This window comes from Rickettsiella endosymbiont of Aleochara curtula, assembly GCF_964030935.1.
Classification (GTDB): domain Bacteria; phylum Pseudomonadota; class Gammaproteobacteria; order Diplorickettsiales; family Diplorickettsiaceae; genus Aquirickettsiella.
Window position 1 is genome coordinate 1,160,746 of sequence record NZ_OZ034990.1, and the last position, 14,915, is coordinate 1,175,660.

At 39.5% G+C, this 14,915-nt stretch carries 16 protein-coding genes; 12 read left to right on the top strand and 4 right to left on the bottom strand.

Going from position 1 to position 14,915, the window contains the following annotated elements:
- Positions 1-4: 4 nt before the first annotated feature.
- The 5 genes from mlaE (at position 5) to murA (ending at position 3,610) form a co-directional block, all read left to right on the top strand.
- Positions 5-793, top strand: a complete 789-nt coding sequence (gene mlaE, locus AAHF87_RS05105; RefSeq protein WP_342147444.1) for a lipid asymmetry maintenance ABC transporter permease subunit MlaE — start codon at positions 5-7, stop codon at positions 791-793.
- Positions 794-1,264: an outer membrane lipid asymmetry maintenance protein MlaD gene (gene mlaD, locus AAHF87_RS05110; protein WP_342147445.1), complete on the top strand. Its 471-nt coding sequence runs from the start codon at positions 794-796 to the stop codon at positions 1,262-1,264.
- Positions 1,261-1,863: an ABC transporter substrate-binding protein gene (locus tag AAHF87_RS05115; protein WP_342147446.1), complete on the top strand. Its 603-nt coding sequence runs from the start codon at positions 1,261-1,263 to the stop codon at positions 1,861-1,863. Before mlaD ends, AAHF87_RS05115 begins: the two co-directional genes overlap by 4 nt.
- Positions 1,864-1,868: 5 nt before the next feature.
- On the top strand, positions 1,869-2,192 hold the full coding sequence (locus AAHF87_RS05120; protein WP_342147447.1) for an STAS domain-containing protein: 324 nt from the start codon (positions 1,869-1,871) through the stop codon (positions 2,190-2,192).
- A gap of 143 nt (positions 2,193-2,335) precedes the next feature.
- Complete coding sequence (gene murA, locus AAHF87_RS05125; RefSeq protein WP_342147877.1) at positions 2,336-3,610, top strand: UDP-N-acetylglucosamine 1-carboxyvinyltransferase; 1,275 nt, start codon at positions 2,336-2,338, stop codon at positions 3,608-3,610.
- A 133-nt stretch (positions 3,611-3,743) separates the two neighbouring features.
- On the opposite strand, the gene AAHF87_RS05130 is transcribed toward murA, so the two are convergent.
- Positions 3,744-4,475, bottom strand: coding sequence for a CADD family putative folate metabolism protein (locus tag AAHF87_RS05130; RefSeq protein WP_342147448.1), 732 nt, complete (start codon positions 4,473-4,475; stop codon positions 3,744-3,746).
- Between the two features lie 291 nt (positions 4,476-4,766).
- Between AAHF87_RS05130 and AAHF87_RS05135 the strand changes: the two genes are divergently transcribed.
- Entirely contained in the window at positions 4,767-5,243 is a 477-nt protein-coding gene (locus tag AAHF87_RS05135) for a hypothetical protein (protein ID WP_342147449.1), read from the top strand.
- Between the two features lie 102 nt (positions 5,244-5,345).
- Here AAHF87_RS05135 and AAHF87_RS05140 read toward each other — a convergent pair whose 3' ends face one another.
- Together AAHF87_RS05140 and eda are read right to left on the bottom strand one after the other, a co-directional pair.
- Entirely contained in the window at positions 5,346-7,112 is a 1,767-nt protein-coding gene (locus tag AAHF87_RS05140; protein WP_342147450.1) for a ShlB/FhaC/HecB family hemolysin secretion/activation protein, read from the bottom strand.
- An 86-nt stretch (positions 7,113-7,198) separates the two neighbouring features.
- A complete protein-coding gene (gene eda / locus AAHF87_RS05145; RefSeq protein ID WP_342147451.1) occupies positions 7,199-7,834 on the bottom strand; it encodes a bifunctional 4-hydroxy-2-oxoglutarate aldolase/2-dehydro-3-deoxy-phosphogluconate aldolase in 636 nt (211 codons plus the stop codon).
- A 118-nt stretch (positions 7,835-7,952) separates the two neighbouring features.
- Between eda and AAHF87_RS05150 the strand changes: the two genes are divergently transcribed.
- From AAHF87_RS05150 to manD, 6 genes are all read left to right on the top strand, one after another.
- Entirely contained in the window at positions 7,953-8,888 is a 936-nt protein-coding gene (locus tag AAHF87_RS05150; protein WP_342147452.1) for a sugar kinase, read from the top strand.
- A gap of 7 nt (positions 8,889-8,895) precedes the next feature.
- Positions 8,896-9,948, top strand: coding sequence for an aldose epimerase family protein (locus AAHF87_RS05155; protein ID WP_342147453.1), 1,053 nt, complete (start codon positions 8,896-8,898; stop codon positions 9,946-9,948).
- Between the two features lie 5 nt (positions 9,949-9,953).
- The gene (locus tag AAHF87_RS05160; protein WP_342147454.1) at positions 9,954-10,817 is read left to right on the top strand and encodes an SMP-30/gluconolactonase/LRE family protein; all 864 of its coding nucleotides are present in this window, start codon (positions 9,954-9,956) and stop codon (positions 10,815-10,817) included.
- A 143-nt stretch (positions 10,818-10,960) separates the two neighbouring features.
- Positions 10,961-12,412, top strand: a complete 1,452-nt coding sequence (locus AAHF87_RS05165; protein WP_342147455.1) for a sugar porter family MFS transporter — start codon at positions 10,961-10,963, stop codon at positions 12,410-12,412.
- Positions 12,413-13,201 (top strand): SDR family oxidoreductase, encoded by a 789-nt coding sequence (locus AAHF87_RS05170; protein WP_342147456.1) that lies wholly within the window; start codon positions 12,413-12,415, stop codon positions 13,199-13,201. It begins immediately after the preceding gene.
- Between the two features lie 20 nt (positions 13,202-13,221).
- On the top strand, positions 13,222-14,427 hold the full coding sequence (gene manD, locus AAHF87_RS05175) for a D-mannonate dehydratase ManD (RefSeq protein ID WP_342147457.1): 1,206 nt from the start codon (positions 13,222-13,224) through the stop codon (positions 14,425-14,427).
- Positions 14,428-14,579: 152 nt separating this feature from the next.
- Here the strand turns inward: manD and AAHF87_RS07300 are convergent, their stop codons facing one another.
- Complete coding sequence (locus AAHF87_RS07300) at positions 14,580-14,825, bottom strand: CBU_0592 family membrane protein (protein WP_425287999.1); 246 nt, start codon at positions 14,823-14,825, stop codon at positions 14,580-14,582.
- Between the last annotated feature and the right edge of the window lie 90 nt (positions 14,826-14,915).

Genomic DNA, 14,915 nt, shown 5'->3' on the forward strand with positions numbered 1-14,915 from the left:
TGCTATGTTGATATTAGAGAAATTACGATTATTGGGCCAATTTGGTTTACAGCTATTAACCAGCTTTGGCCGTTCAGGGCTTTTTTTAGCGCATTTATTAATACGCAAACCCCGCTTTAAAAAAAGTTTTCCTTTATTGATCGAACAACTATATTTTATTGGAGTACTATCCTTAGTCATTATTGTCTTGTCAGGATTATTTATTGGCTTGGTCGTGGGATTGCAAGGCTATAATACTTTAAATAAATTTGGTGCCAGTCAACAATTAGGTCAACTAGTGGCGTTGAGTGTGGTGCGAGAATTAGGGCCAGTTGTTACGGCATTATTGTTTGCAGGACGAGCGGGTTCAGCATTGACCGCAGAGATTGGTCTAATGAAATCGACGGAACAACTTGCAAGCATGGAAATGATGGGAGTCGATCCACTATGGCGTGTAATTTCACCACGTTTTTGGGGTGGTTTCATCAGTATGCCCCTATTAATGATTATTTTTAGTGCAGTTGCAGTCTGGGGTGGATATTTAGTCGGTGTCGTTTGGTTAGGCGTGGATAGCGGAACGTTTTGGAGCGCTATGCAATCGGCTGTTAATTTTCATGATGATATTGTGAATGGAATTATAAAAAGTATTGTTTTTGGCGGTGTTGTTACATGGATAGCGGTGTTTCAAGGATATGATACGGTTCCTACTGCTCAAGGAATTGGACGAGCGACAACGCGTACCGTTGTGTATTCATCCCTGGCTGTACTAGGCCTGGATTTTGTATTAACCGCAGTGATGATGGGAGGTTGGTAAGTGCGTGAGAGAATAATAGAAATTTGGGTTGGCTTTTTTATGTTATTTGGCATACTTGCTTTATTAGTGTTAGCTTTTAAGGTAAGTGGATTAAGTAGCGCGATAGGCGAAAATGGATATAACATAACAGCCGCTTTTGACAATGTGGGCGGGTTAAAAATACGCTCACCCGTGTCTCTAGCCGGTGTGCATATTGGGGAAGTAAGCGCAATAAAACTTGATAATGTTCAATTTAAGGCTATCGTGACCATGAAAATTGACCCCAAATATAAACAACTGCCAGCAGATACTTCCGCAAGTATTTTAACTCAAGGTTTGTTAGGGGCAAATTATATTAGTCTAACGCCAGGATTTGCGCATACGTTTTTAAATAATAATGCTATCGTTCAAGATACGCATCCAGCATTAATTTTAGAAGATCTTATCGGTCAATTAATATTTAGCTTAAAGAATTCAGGGGGAAAGAAATGAAAAAAGTAATAGTCGCACTGTGTGGGTTATTAATATGTAGCATGGCATGGGCGATTTCTTCGCCTGTAGAGTTACTGCAAAATACTTCTAATCAATTAATTTCAGCTCTGCAACGAAATCAAGCCACGCTCAAAACAAAACCTCAAATTGTTTATGGAATAGTTAATCAAATCCTGTTACCACATGTCGATGTCATGAGCATGTCGAGTAAAGCTTTAGGTCGTGAGGCATGGTTACGTGCTACACCGAGGCAAAAACAAGCTTTTGCTCGGCAATTTGTTACTTTGCTGATCCGTACCTATTCAAGTGCTTTGGCCCAATACACGAATGAAAGAGTAAATTTTTTACCATTGCGCGGCGATTATAATAATCAATCGCGCGTACAGGTTAATAGTGTCATTGTTCGGGAGTCAGGCCCTTCCATTAACCTTAGTTATCGTATGATGCGAGTAGGTGGACAATGGATGCTGTATGATTTTAGCGTGGATGGCGTGAGTATCATAGAAAGCTTTCGTTCCCAATTTGTTGAAGAGCTGCAGCACAGTGGTATCGATGGTCTTATTAGTAAACTGGCTGAACATAATAACCAAAGTTATTGACTCTGATGAACAAGCCATCTTTACAGTTCAAAAAAGATCAGTATGTATTATCGGGCGCATTAAATACCTATACCGTACCTGGGTTATGGGAGCTCAGCCAGAATATCTTAAAAAATGATAAAGCGTCGCTACTCACTTTTAATTTAGAACATGTTACGCAAAGTGATAGTAGTGGCGTAGCATTATTGATTGCTTGGACACGAATGCTAAAACAACATGATCAAAAAATTCGTTTTGTGGCTATACCGATACAAATGCTCGCCATTATTCGAGTATCAGATTTAGAAAAAATATTGCCTATAATCGCCCCTAACGACGGGCAGATCTAAAGCAAAGAAAGCTTAAATGTTAGCATCCTAGATAAATCTGTTATTTGCCTAGGAAATTTCTGCTGCAAAAAATTATATTTAATAAATAATTGTTGGGGTCAACAACGGTACTTGGTATAAAAATAGAGATAGAGAGATAAATGGTGGATAAACTAATTATTAGAGGCGGCATCCCGTTACAAGGTGAAGTTCGAATTTCTGGTGCCAAGAATGCAACCTTACCTATTCTAGCAGCCTGCTTATTATCTGAGGAACCTATTACTTTATTTAATGTTCCTCACTTACAAGATGTTACCACCATGGTGGAACTTTTAAGTGGTATGGGAGCACAATTTACCATAGGTGAACGCATGAGTTTAGAAGTGCGTTCTCGTGATCTGGCTGATTCTTATGCGCCTTATGCATTAGTACGAAAAATGCGGGCTTCTATTTTAGTTCTAGGGGCATTACTTGCGCGTTGTGGTGAAGCGATAGTTTCTCTTCCTGGTGGTTGTGCGATTGGTACACGTCCTGTCAACTTACATATTCAAGGACTTGAAGCCATGGGCGCAAAAATTGAAATAGAAAATGGTTATATCAAAGCTAAAACTAAAGGACGTTTACAGGGTGCATTTATTGAACTAGATACTATCACGGTCACTGGGACTGAAAATTTAATGATGGCTGCAACATTAGCCAAAGGCAAAACCGTTATTAAAAATGCAGCACGCGAGCCTGAAGTCGTTGATTTAGCCAATTTTTTAAATAGTATCGGTGCGAACATTAGTAATGCAGGAACCGATACGATTACTATCGAAGGCGTTGAACAATTAACTGGAGGTTATTATCGAATTCTGCCGGATCGAATTGAAGCGGCGACGTATTTAATTGCAGTTGCTTGTACGCGAGGTTTTATACGTCTAAAAGATATTCAGGCAAATACGTTGGATGCGGTTATTTATACCTTGCGTCAAGCAGGAGCAGAAATTGCTGTTGGCGACCATTGGATTGAGCTGGATATGCGGAATAAACGTGCTAAAGCAGTTGATGTCAGTACCGCACCCTATCCTGCTTTTCCAACCGATGCACAAGCACAAATTATGGCGCTTAATATTACCGCTGAAGGAACCGGAATTATTACCGAAACGGTATTTGAAAACCGTTTTATGCATGTTCAAGAAATGCGTCGCATGGGTGCTGATATTACATTAAAAGGTAATGTGGCTATTTGCAAAGGGGTTGATAAGCTAACAGGCGCAGAAGTGATGGCCACCGATTTACGGGCTTCGGCGAGTTTGGTGTTGGCCGGTTTAACGGCTGAAGGTGAAACCACGGTGAATAGAATTTATCATATCGATCGTGGTTACGAATGTATCGAAGAAAAACTATCGCAGTTGGGTGGAAAAATTCGCCGTGTGTCTGTATCAGATGCGGCTTAGATAATTAAAAAAAGCCGTCATGGCGAGGCCGAACGTCAGTGAGGCTGTGGCCATCCATGGATGGCCACGCACCTACGGTGCTCGCAATGACGAAAAATGCTTTACTACTAATTAAATTTTATACCATTGATTATTAAACTAAAATTGCTTCGCAAACATTAGTCATGGTTCGTGATTGTATGCCGCTTAGCATATCCCAAATGGATTTGGCTATTTTCTTTGCTGCTTTTTCTGCGGCTATTTTTTCTTCCATAGGTAAATTTTTTATTAGTGTCTTAGTTGCCTCGGCGTGTTCCACATCTGCTTCAAGATGGACTAAGAAAAATTTCAAAGTAGGCTCGTCAATAATGTCATAAAATTGTTTTAGTCCAGTGATTTTGCTGGCAGCGGTCTGCGGGATCTGACGTTCGTAAGCATATAAAGCACCTAAGCCTTCTGCATAAGATGCACGCGAAAGCGCCATAAACTCATCAATAAATTGCTTAGTTTCCGGAAAAAGTTCACTACTAATGACAGCTGCGTCGGATAAGCCTAGACCTTTGGTAAATTGCAACCATAAAACCGGATGACTATCCAGACCATTCATTCCTTCTTCGTCATTTAAGTTGTCTAATAATACTTTTCGGGCCTCGGCATCCCGACAATTACTATGTGTGGCACTCACATAGCGCGGAAAAGCATCTACATGGTGATAATATTGACAAGCATAATCACGAAGGTTATCCAGTGACAACTTACCAGCAGACCAAGCTTGATAAAACGGATGTTTTAATAAATGGTTTTCATTCAGCTGTCTATCAAGTTGCTGCATGTAATTACTCTGCAAAATACCATTAAGCGTATTATCCACGGTTTGCATAGTCATAGTGCCTTTCTCCTTATTTGGTTTAGAGTGAAACATTATACCGAATTTAGTCTCAGATCTAAAACCAAGCGTATGTCTTCATTATTACCAACTTATAAGCGCATATTGTTTAAAGCTTTACTTAATAGATTGTAATGTTTAAAAACGCAAATTTTTTTTAAACCAAATAAAACTTGATTATTTTTTGCATATAAAATTTACATAATTACCGCAATTTGACACGTTTCTGTTTAACTTCTACGATAAAGTGCATTATTTTGTTCTTTAATAGCTATTAAAGGGAGTTTTCATATGAAAAAATCAGAAACAACTGCTTGTTTAATTGCGGGGGTTTTGGCTACTTCCGTATTACTGACCGGATGTGGAGGCGGCAGTGGCGGTGGTATGAGTGGTTTGGGTGCTACGGGTGCTACGGGTGCTGCTGGAGCCGGGGGTGGCACAGGCGCAACCGGTGGAGTAACCGATTTACTAGGTTTATTGGGAAGTGGCGGCGGCGTTGTGCTAGATTCGAACCTTTTCGGGGCAGAAGGTATACAAGTTGATGCATTAACACCCGCAGATCTAGCAGATTTAAGTGCCGCTGGCATAACAGGTGCAGAAGGTCTTCAAGTACTGAGAAGTAATGGTCAGATTTTAGGATTTCAAACTCCGACAGGAAACGTATTCGGTGTGCCTGTCCCAGGTACAGGAGCTTTACCGATAATAGGTGGTACGACTTTACCTGCCTTACCTGCAGGAATCCCTCGGGTCGGAATCCTTGGTCTTTAATTAATAAAAAAATAGGTGATTATCTTGCGTCACGAGATGTAATAAAAAATTTTGATATCCAGCATTAAAATCGTGACGCTTATAATCTTTCAACATTTACTTCTAAAATGGTGTATAGCTAAACGTGAAGAAAAAGCGCAAGCTTTTACCATTATGACCACTTTGTACTTGTGCTTGAACGGGATTGGTCATGGGTCTTGCGACGCTCAGCTGCAGGCGAAAATCTTTAGTTAACACTAATCTAAGTCCAGCCGATAAAGAAGCATCGCTGTAAATACTATTTAAAAAGAAAGTAGGCGCGACATTTTTGTTCCAGACTTTGCCAATATCATAACGCGTAAAATATTGTATTCCTGCGAAAGATTTTGGAAAGCTATTATAACGTAGCTCTATTCCACCCATAAGTCCTTGATCCCCTATAATTTCACCAGGGTCGTATGCCTGTCCATAAGGTAGTCCACCACCATAGGGAATTTTTTCGGCCGGAGCTAATGGATTGAAGGCATACTGGCCCATAGAATCTATTAATATGGAAAATGTTTGAGTAATGTTTTGTATGTGCGTGACATAATAATAAAATTTGGTATAGCCCACATAAGGATTGGGAATGCCGGGTGGTGGCGGTGGTGCGGTATTAGCACCAAATACATGTATGCCTTGGCTTAGCTCGGCTTCCATTCTATCAAAATATTTGGTTCTGGTGCGTTCATAGATGGCTTTAGCGCGCAATGAAGGAAGTCGTACGATAGCATCAGGACTGTTAACCACACCGGTATACGAAGAAGTTTTGCTGCGATAATATCCGAATGCTAAACGACCATCTAATTTATCATTGGTCTGTAAAATAAACGGATGGTAAAAATAAGCGCCTAAATCTCCTGCTTTGCCTGAAACACTAGCGGGCGGAAGGTTAATGCTAGGTTTGATTTGCGTGTAATCCGCATAAATATCCAGATGGTTGCCATTCACACCGATTGGGAAATTATGTAATAAATAATAGTATTGCAGTACTTTCGGATCAAACGGGGCAGTCGCCGCAGTGACTATCGTTGAATCTCCCCCTTGCAATAGCGAGTACATGTTGGCGGTTAAAAATAAGTTTTGACCGCCTAAGTAACGGTTTTGGCTATTATTCAGTAGAGCATTTGGTACGAAACGACGTTGCTTAACAACAAAGGTGAGTGTTTGTGCCCCTGAATTGGCTACATCTGGACCCTTACTTAAACTGGCTGAAACTCCGGGTAGTCGATTTAATAACAATAGATAGTGTTGTAAAACTTTTAATCTTAACGGGCGCGAGCGTTTTAATTGCTTGGCATAAGCATCAAGATAGTTATCTAAACCATGGGTTTTACCCAGCATGTTAACCTGAACGACATAAGCTTCTAGTATTTCGATATGGACATATCCCGATGACAGACTCTGCACCGGTAAATAAGCTTTAGTAAGTACATAACCATCTTTTAAATATTTTAATGCAATTTGGCCATTTATTTTTTCTAGGTCTTTATAAGTAATTCTTTTATCTAGATAGGGTTTAACTAAGGTTTGTAGGCTTGCTTGCGAGTACACAGTTGAACCAGTAATGCATACAGAACGTAGCACAAAAGGTCTGCGCATACTCGGCGGTACAGAAATGGCAGGACGTAGTGGGGCAGCTACAACCGGTATAGCGGGCCCTCTTGCACTGACTGCTTGTTGTATATTGACTGTATTTCGTAATTGTCGTTCAACTTGTCCCGGAGAAAATATACTAATGACTTCAGAAACAGCACAAGTTGGAAAAATCAATAGCAGCAAATAAACACAATAACCAAGCAGTTTTGCGTATCGCGTTTTTACTAATTTAAATCGTTTAAGGTCCATCATAGACTGGCTAATCCATAAGAAAAATCTAAGAAAAGTTTAGTAGACTTGACTGATTAATCAATAGCCACTGAACTTTTCTTAACTATTTAATTGAAAGTATTTTTTAAAATTGTTTGGGCTTGGTTGGCGTGCGATGCTATTTCAGCAAATGAAGCTTTGGCAATCAGCTTACGCGGCGCTATCCAGCTTCCTCCCACACAACAAACATAAGGTAAGCTAAGATAGCTGAGCAAATTATCCGCATTAATGCCACCGGTTGGACAAAAATGTAACGGTAAAACTTCTGCCAATGCTCGCAGTGTTTTAATGCCACCCATGCTTTCGGCCGGATAAAATTTAAGAGTTTTGAGTTTAAGTTGATGCGCGAGCAATGCTTCGCTAGGCGTAGCAATACCGGGTAAATAAGGAATATTGTGGTTTTCGGCTTCCAGCACTAAAGTCTTATTTAAACCAGGACTAACCGCAAATTTTGCGCCTACAGATTTTATCTGTGAGAATTGTTTAGTCTCAACAAGTGTGCCTGCGCCGACGAGAATTTCTGGGAAGGCAATATTAATTTTCTCGATGGCGGCTAAAGCACAAGCAGTGCGTAAGGTAATCTCTAAAACCTTAAATCCAGATTTAAGCAGTATTTCAGCTAAAGGAATTGCATGTTCTAGTTTATCGATTACAATAATCGGTATAATGCGAGCTTGGCCTAAGATATCAATTAACGTAAGCATCGATGTCCTATAAAGTTATAATACATGATACGCTCGTCTTTTTTGCTAGGCAAATATACTCTTCACACTTAAGTTTTTGTCTGTGTTGCGCCTATCCGTATTCCACATAGAGTAGCTTATGACTAAAATTAAGCGAATTGCTGTGATTGGTGAAGCGATGCTAGAACTATCACACCAAACACCCACGTCACTCTCCCTTGCCTTTGCAGGCGATACCTTAAACTTCGCCATTTATTTGCGACGATTATTGCAAAATCAAGCGTTTGCTATTCATTATGTAACCGCCTTAGGTCAGGACGCTTATAGCGATCAAATGTTATTGGATTGGCAAAATGAAGGGCTTAATATCGATTTAATTCAGCGTATAGAGAATAAATTGCCTGGCCTTTACTTAATTCGTACCGATAGTAAAGGCGAAAGAACCTTCTATTTTTATCGATCCGAATCTGCCGCGCGAGAATTATTTAAAGGAGATAATCGAATTGCTTTATCTCTGCAGTTAATAGGCATGGATTATTTGTATTTTTCAGGGATTAGTTTAGCGATACTCGATGCAGCGAGTCGAGAATATTTTGCGGATATTTTACAAAAGGCCAAGCAAGCAGGTGCACAAATAATTTTTGATACTAATTATCGCCCTTCCTTGTGGACTAATGCTGATTCTGCAAGAAAGAGCATACAAACATTTTTAAAATATGTGGATATTGCTTTACCGACTTTTATCGACGATCAATTAGTCTTTGGCGATACTACGCCAGAAGCTACTGTACAACGCTTATTAGAAAATGGAGTCACCGAAATAGTGGTTAAATGTGGTGCCGAACCAGCTTTAGTCGCTACGGAAAACTACCAACAACGAGTCCCAAGCTGTTTGGTTGATAAAGTTGTTGATACCACTGCGGCTGGAGATTCGTTTAATAGTGCTTATTTAGCTGCGCGTTTATTAAATTTTGATCCTATAAAGGCTACTTTATTTGGTCATAAGCTGGCTGCAAAGGTTATTACACAGCCAGGTGCTATTATTCCTCGAACAATAATGCCAAATTTATTTTGAGAGCAATATGTCAAAAATTGTCTGTCGATCATCTGAGTTTGGAAAGTTAGCGGATGGTCAACTTATCACGCAATACACATTATGTAATGTAAATGGGATGTCTATAGGCGTTATTAATTATGGTGCTACATTAACCTCAGTAAAAGTTCCTGATCTAAACGGTACATTGCGAGAGCTTACGCTAGGCTTTGATCATCTTGATGAATATTTAGCACATGATTTCTATTTCGGCGCCACAATAGGACGAGTCGCTAACCGCATTGCGCATGCACAGTTTAATTATCAAAAAAAAGATTATTTTTTAAGTAAAAATAAAAATTTTGCTCATCATTTACACGGCGGAGAAAAAGGCTTGGATAAAGCGGTTTGGCAAGCTGAAGTTTCAATTCAGCAAGATCAGGCAAGCGTAAGTTTTTTTTATACTAGCCCTGATGGTGATCAAGGTTATCCGGGAAATCTCGCAATAAAAACCGTTTATACTTTAACTTTAGCCAATGAATTAAAGATTAGTTTTCAAGCTAAAACTGATAAAGCTACGCCTGTGGATTTGACAAATCATGCTTATTGGAATTTGGCAGGAGCGGGAAATGGAACTGTCTTAAATCATGTGTTACAAATTTTTTCTGATCGTTATATTGTCACTGACAAAGATCTATTACCTACGGGTCAAATAGCAGAAGTTAACGCTACTCCATTCGATTTTCGGGAACCTCATTCTATTGGTGAGCGAATAAAAGATACTGCTATAGGAGGTTATGATGTTTGTTATGTATTAACTCCTGTAAAAAAGCACCCGCTGCAATTGGTTGCAAAAATTAGAGAGCCAACAAGCGGGCGTCTGCTAGAAGTGCGGACGACACAGCCCGGTTTGCAATTCTACACAGGTAATAGTTTACGAGATTATCCGATTAGTTCAGGTTTACAAACGCAACGTTATGGTGCTTTTTGCATGGAAACCCAAAACTTTCCTGGGGCCGTTAAATATTCACAGTTTCCATCGCCTTTTTTATTACCCGGTAACGTTTATCAACACGAAACCATCTATCAATTAATTTGGTAAAAATTATGCAGCCTGAAGTGATATGCAAACAGATTATGGTATTAGGCGAAGGTCCGCTTTGGCATCCCATGGAAAAATGTTTGTATTGGGTGGATATCGTAGCGGCGACTTTATATCGTTTAAATAAGGATAACAGCATCGATACATTCAGCATGCCCAGCGAAATTGGCTGCATTGCTAGTAGCGCTAAAGGCGGATTAATAGCTGCGCTGAGTGATCGCTTTGTTACTGTCGATACAAAAACCGGTACAACACAAAACATCGCTTTCCCGCTACAAGGAGAAAAAAATGTCATGTTTAATGATGGTAAATGTGATAGACAGGGCCGATTTTGGGCAGGAACAAAAGATAGAGCAGAACAAAATCCTATTGGCGCTTTATATTGTTTGAATAAGGAAAATGTGTCAAAGATGCTCAATGGTTTTACCGTGAGCAATGGTATTGCTTGGAATTTAGACGATAGTTTAATGTATATCTGTGATTCTCCTGCTCGGCAAATTTATCAATATGAATTTGATTCCCAACACGGAGCTTTGGGTCAAATGCGCGTCTTTGCACAAATTTCTAAACAAGAAGGTTTTCCTGACGGGCTTACCGTCGATAGCCAAGGTTATATTTGGAGCTGTCATTGGGATGGTTGGCAAATTACGCGCTATACTCCTAGCGGCGAGATTGATAGCGTCATTCCTATGCCCGTACCCAGACCAACAAGCTGTTGTTTTGGTGGCCCCGATTTAACTACTTTATATATTACATCTGCTTCGATAGGTTTAAGCGCAGCTCAGCTAGCTGATGCTCCTCAATCAGGTATGCTTTTTGCCATAGAAACAAATATTAAAGGATTGCCTGAACCCTCTTATTTAGCCTAATAAAATAAGTTCGTCTTAAAAATCAGTCGTAAAGGCGCTGACAATTTCTTAGATTAACGCGTAGTTTTTTGACTTTGACTTGCTTTTAGTGGTGATAGAGGTAAAGTAATGATTAATAAATGCCATAAAAGAGATTATTTTTTATGATAAAAGTATCAAACCCAAATTGGTTGGTTTATACCATTTCGGGATTTGCAGCTTTAGCAGGATTGTTGTTTGGTTATGACACAGGGATTATTTCTGGCGCTATTTTATTCATTGAAAAAGACTTTGCTTTAACTAATTTTCAAATTGAAATGGTTGTCAGTGCCGTTTTATTGGGCGCTTTGATAGGCTCAGGATTAAGCGGTAGAGTCAGTGATATATTTGGGCGACGTAAAGTACTGGTTTTTACTGCACTTACTTTTATTGTGGGTTCTTTAGCCACCGCATTTTCGCCTAATTTGCTCTTCTTAATTATAGGTCGAATTATCCTGGGCGTGGCGATCGGTGTTGGTTCTTTTACTGCACCACTCTATCTTGCAGAGATTGCTCCAAAGCGTATTCGGGGTATGTTGGTTTCCTTGAATCAATTAGCGATTACCATAGGTATCGTTATTTCTTATTTAATTAATTATTATTTTTCTGTTACTGGGCAATGGCCTTGGATGCTTGGTTTAGGCGTAGTTCCAGCTATTATTTTATTGTTGGGCACCATTTATTTGCCAGAAAGTCCTCGATGGATGATTTTAAAAGGTTGGGATCAAAAGGCCCGCGCAGTTTTACAGCGTATACGACACGGTGAAAACATCAATAATGAATTTAACGAAATTCGTCAAACCGTAGAAATTGAAAGGGGAACGCATCGTCTACTATTAGCGAAATGGTTGCGCCCTATTCTGTTTATTAGTTTAGGTTTAAGTTTTTTCCAGCAAGTAACCGGAATCAACGCCATCATTTATTATGCACCCACCATTTTACAATTGGCAGGCTTTAAATATGCCAGTAATGCTATTTTAGCAACCTTAGGTATAGGTATAATAAATGTATTATTTACTATCATTGCTTTACCTCTCATTGATCGTTGGGGTCGCCGCCCTTTATTACTTTTTGGCCTTTTAGGTATGTTTATTAGCTTAGTTATTTTGGGAACAGCTTTTTATTTTCCCGCATTTACTGCATTACGTTGGGTAGCGGTAGCGAGTATGGTTATTTACATTGCTAGTTTTGCAATGAGTCTAGGCCCAATTATGTGGTTAATTATTTCGGAAATTTTTCCATTAAATATTCGAGGTGTAGGTGCTAGCTTAGCCATTTCTGCGAGTTGGGGTTTTAATATGCTGGTGTCAATGACATTTTTGACCTTAATTCAGTTTATAGGCACTAGTCACACATTTTGGTTATACGCTTTCTTATGTGTGTTGGGTTGGATTTTTGTTTACTTTATCGTTCCAGAAACGAGGAATTGCTCTTTAGAGCAAATTGAAAATAATTTGCGTTTGGGTCGGCCAAGCCGTGAACTGGGGGCGACACTCCGCGTGTCTAGTCTATTTGCAATCTTAAAAAGACTCTTTGTTTTTTTCTTAATTAAAATAAAGTATAGGCAGAGAATTTAAATGATGTTGAAAGATAAAGTTATTTTGATCACCGGATCAACTAATGGCATTGGTGCGGCAACCGCTCGGCGTTGTGTCGCACAGGGCGCGAAAGTTATGATCCATGGGCGTAAGGAAGCTTGCGCTAAAAAAATAGTTCATGAATTAGGTGAGGCAAGCAGTTATTTACTGGCTGATTTAATGGATGAAAAATCCTATAGTTATTTAATAACCGAAACAGTAAAAAAATTCGGCCGCTTAGACGGCCTAGTCAATAATGCCGGAATTTATCCACGAAACAATATTGATACAGCCAGTTTGGAAGCCTGTGAAAAGATTATGCGCGTTAATTTCTGTGCTCCTTTATTGCTATGCAAAGCAGCAGTAGAAATCTTTCGAAAGCAGAAAGCAGGTGGTGCTATTGTTAATATAGGTTCTATGAATGCTTACACCGGCCAACCCGATCTGTTGATTTATTCCGCTTCAAAAGGTGCGCTGATGACGATGACGCGTAATTTGGCGGATAGTTTAGGTTCAGAACTTATTCGAGTTAACCAATTAAATGTGGGATGGACTCCTACTGAGAATGAGATTTGCTTAAAAATGTCAGAAGGTCTTCCAGAAAATTGGCAAGAAAGAATTCCGAAAAAGTATGCTCCTAGCGGTCGTTTATTATCACCAGAGAATGTGGCGGCACATGTGGCATTTTGGCTTGCTGACCAATCCGCCCCTGTCAGTGGCGCTGTGTATGAAGTCGAACAATATCCAATTATTGGACGTAATCGTTTGAATGAATTAGTCATTCAATAATTTTAAAATTTGAACTACTTATGAAAATTCAAGATGCTAAGGTATTTGTGACCTGTCCCGATCGTAATTTTGTCACGTTAAAAATAATTACCGATGAGGGCTTATACGGCTTAGGTGATGCCACCTTAAATGGGCGCGAATTGGCTGTTAAAGCTTATTTAGAAGATCTTATTCCTTGTTTGATTGGTCGAGATCCGGCACAAATCGAGGATATTTGGCAGTTTTTTTATCGTGGTGCTTATTGGCGTCGTGGACCTGTGACCATGGCAGCTATTGCTGCGATTGATATGGCTTTATGGGATATCAAAGGGAAGGTTTTACATACACCGGTTTATAATTTGTTGGGTGGTAAAAGTCGCAAAGGCGTTATGGTGTACGGACATGCCAATGGCAAAGATATTTCTGATACCATCGATCAAGTTGGAAAATACATCGATATGGGTTATTTAGCGATACGTGCCCAGACTGGTGTTCCAGGCTTGCCCAATAGCTACGGCGTTTCTAGGGATAAAATGTATTATGAACCCGCCACTAAAGGCTTACCGCAAGAGTGTGTGTGGTCTACCGAAAAGTATCTTAATTACGTTCCTAAATTATTTAAAGAATTACGTAAAACTTATGGTGACGATCATCATTTTCTGCATGATGCTCACCATCGATTAACCCCTATCGAAGCGGCCCGTTTAGGAAAAGAATTAGAGCCCTATCATCTGTTTTGGCTAGAGGATACAGTGCCTGCAGAGCTACAAGAAGGTTTTCGAATTATCCGTCAACATACAACCACTCCTCTCGCGGTAGGAGAGGTGTTTAACACGATATGGGATACACATATCTTATTTACCGAACAGTTGATTGATTATATTCGCATGTCCGTTGTGCATGGTGGAGGAATATCACACATGAAAAAAATTGCAGCGATGGCGGAAGTTTATCATGTGAAAACGGGATGCCATGGCCCAACAGACGTATCTCCTATCACGATGGCGGCGGCTTTACATTTTGATATTTCTATTAATAATTTTGGGATACAGGAATATATGCATCATACCGAAAAGACTAATAATGTATTTCCGCATCACTATAGCTTTGATAAGGGTTATTTATACCCAAGTGATCAGCCGGGTTTAGGCGTAGATTTTAATGAGAAGCTGGCGGAAAAATATCCTTATGAACGCGCTTATCTTCCCATTAATAGGAAAATAGATGGCACCCTATTTAATTGGTAAGCAATACTCTTCGCATTTGAATTTTTGACTGTGTTGCCGTTCAATTCGCAATCCTCATGTATATTACATACACTCCGGTTGCTCATTTTCTCGGCGCCTTGTCAAAAATCCGATTGCTTTGAGTATACTCTTTGCACTTGAATTTTTAGCAGTTACTTAAAGCTTTTGTAGACTCTAATTATGCTGATGAAAGTCCATAGCGCTGCAAAAATGAAGAAATCAATTTGCAAAGGCTGAAAGCTAACATAAACCAGTAATCCAGCTCCTAGCATATTAATAAAATTATAAAGAAAACCCTTTATTTTCATCGAATTTGTTTGCTGAAAAATGTAAGCAACTAGAACAAAAGATAAGCCAGTGATAAAGAAAAAGTGCTTAGATAGAACAATAGAAGTCATAGTATGCCCTAAATGTTGTTATTTTTATGCGGTCGAACGGGCATATTGTAAGATAATTTAGCAAAAAATGTCTATGAAATGTTGCAACAA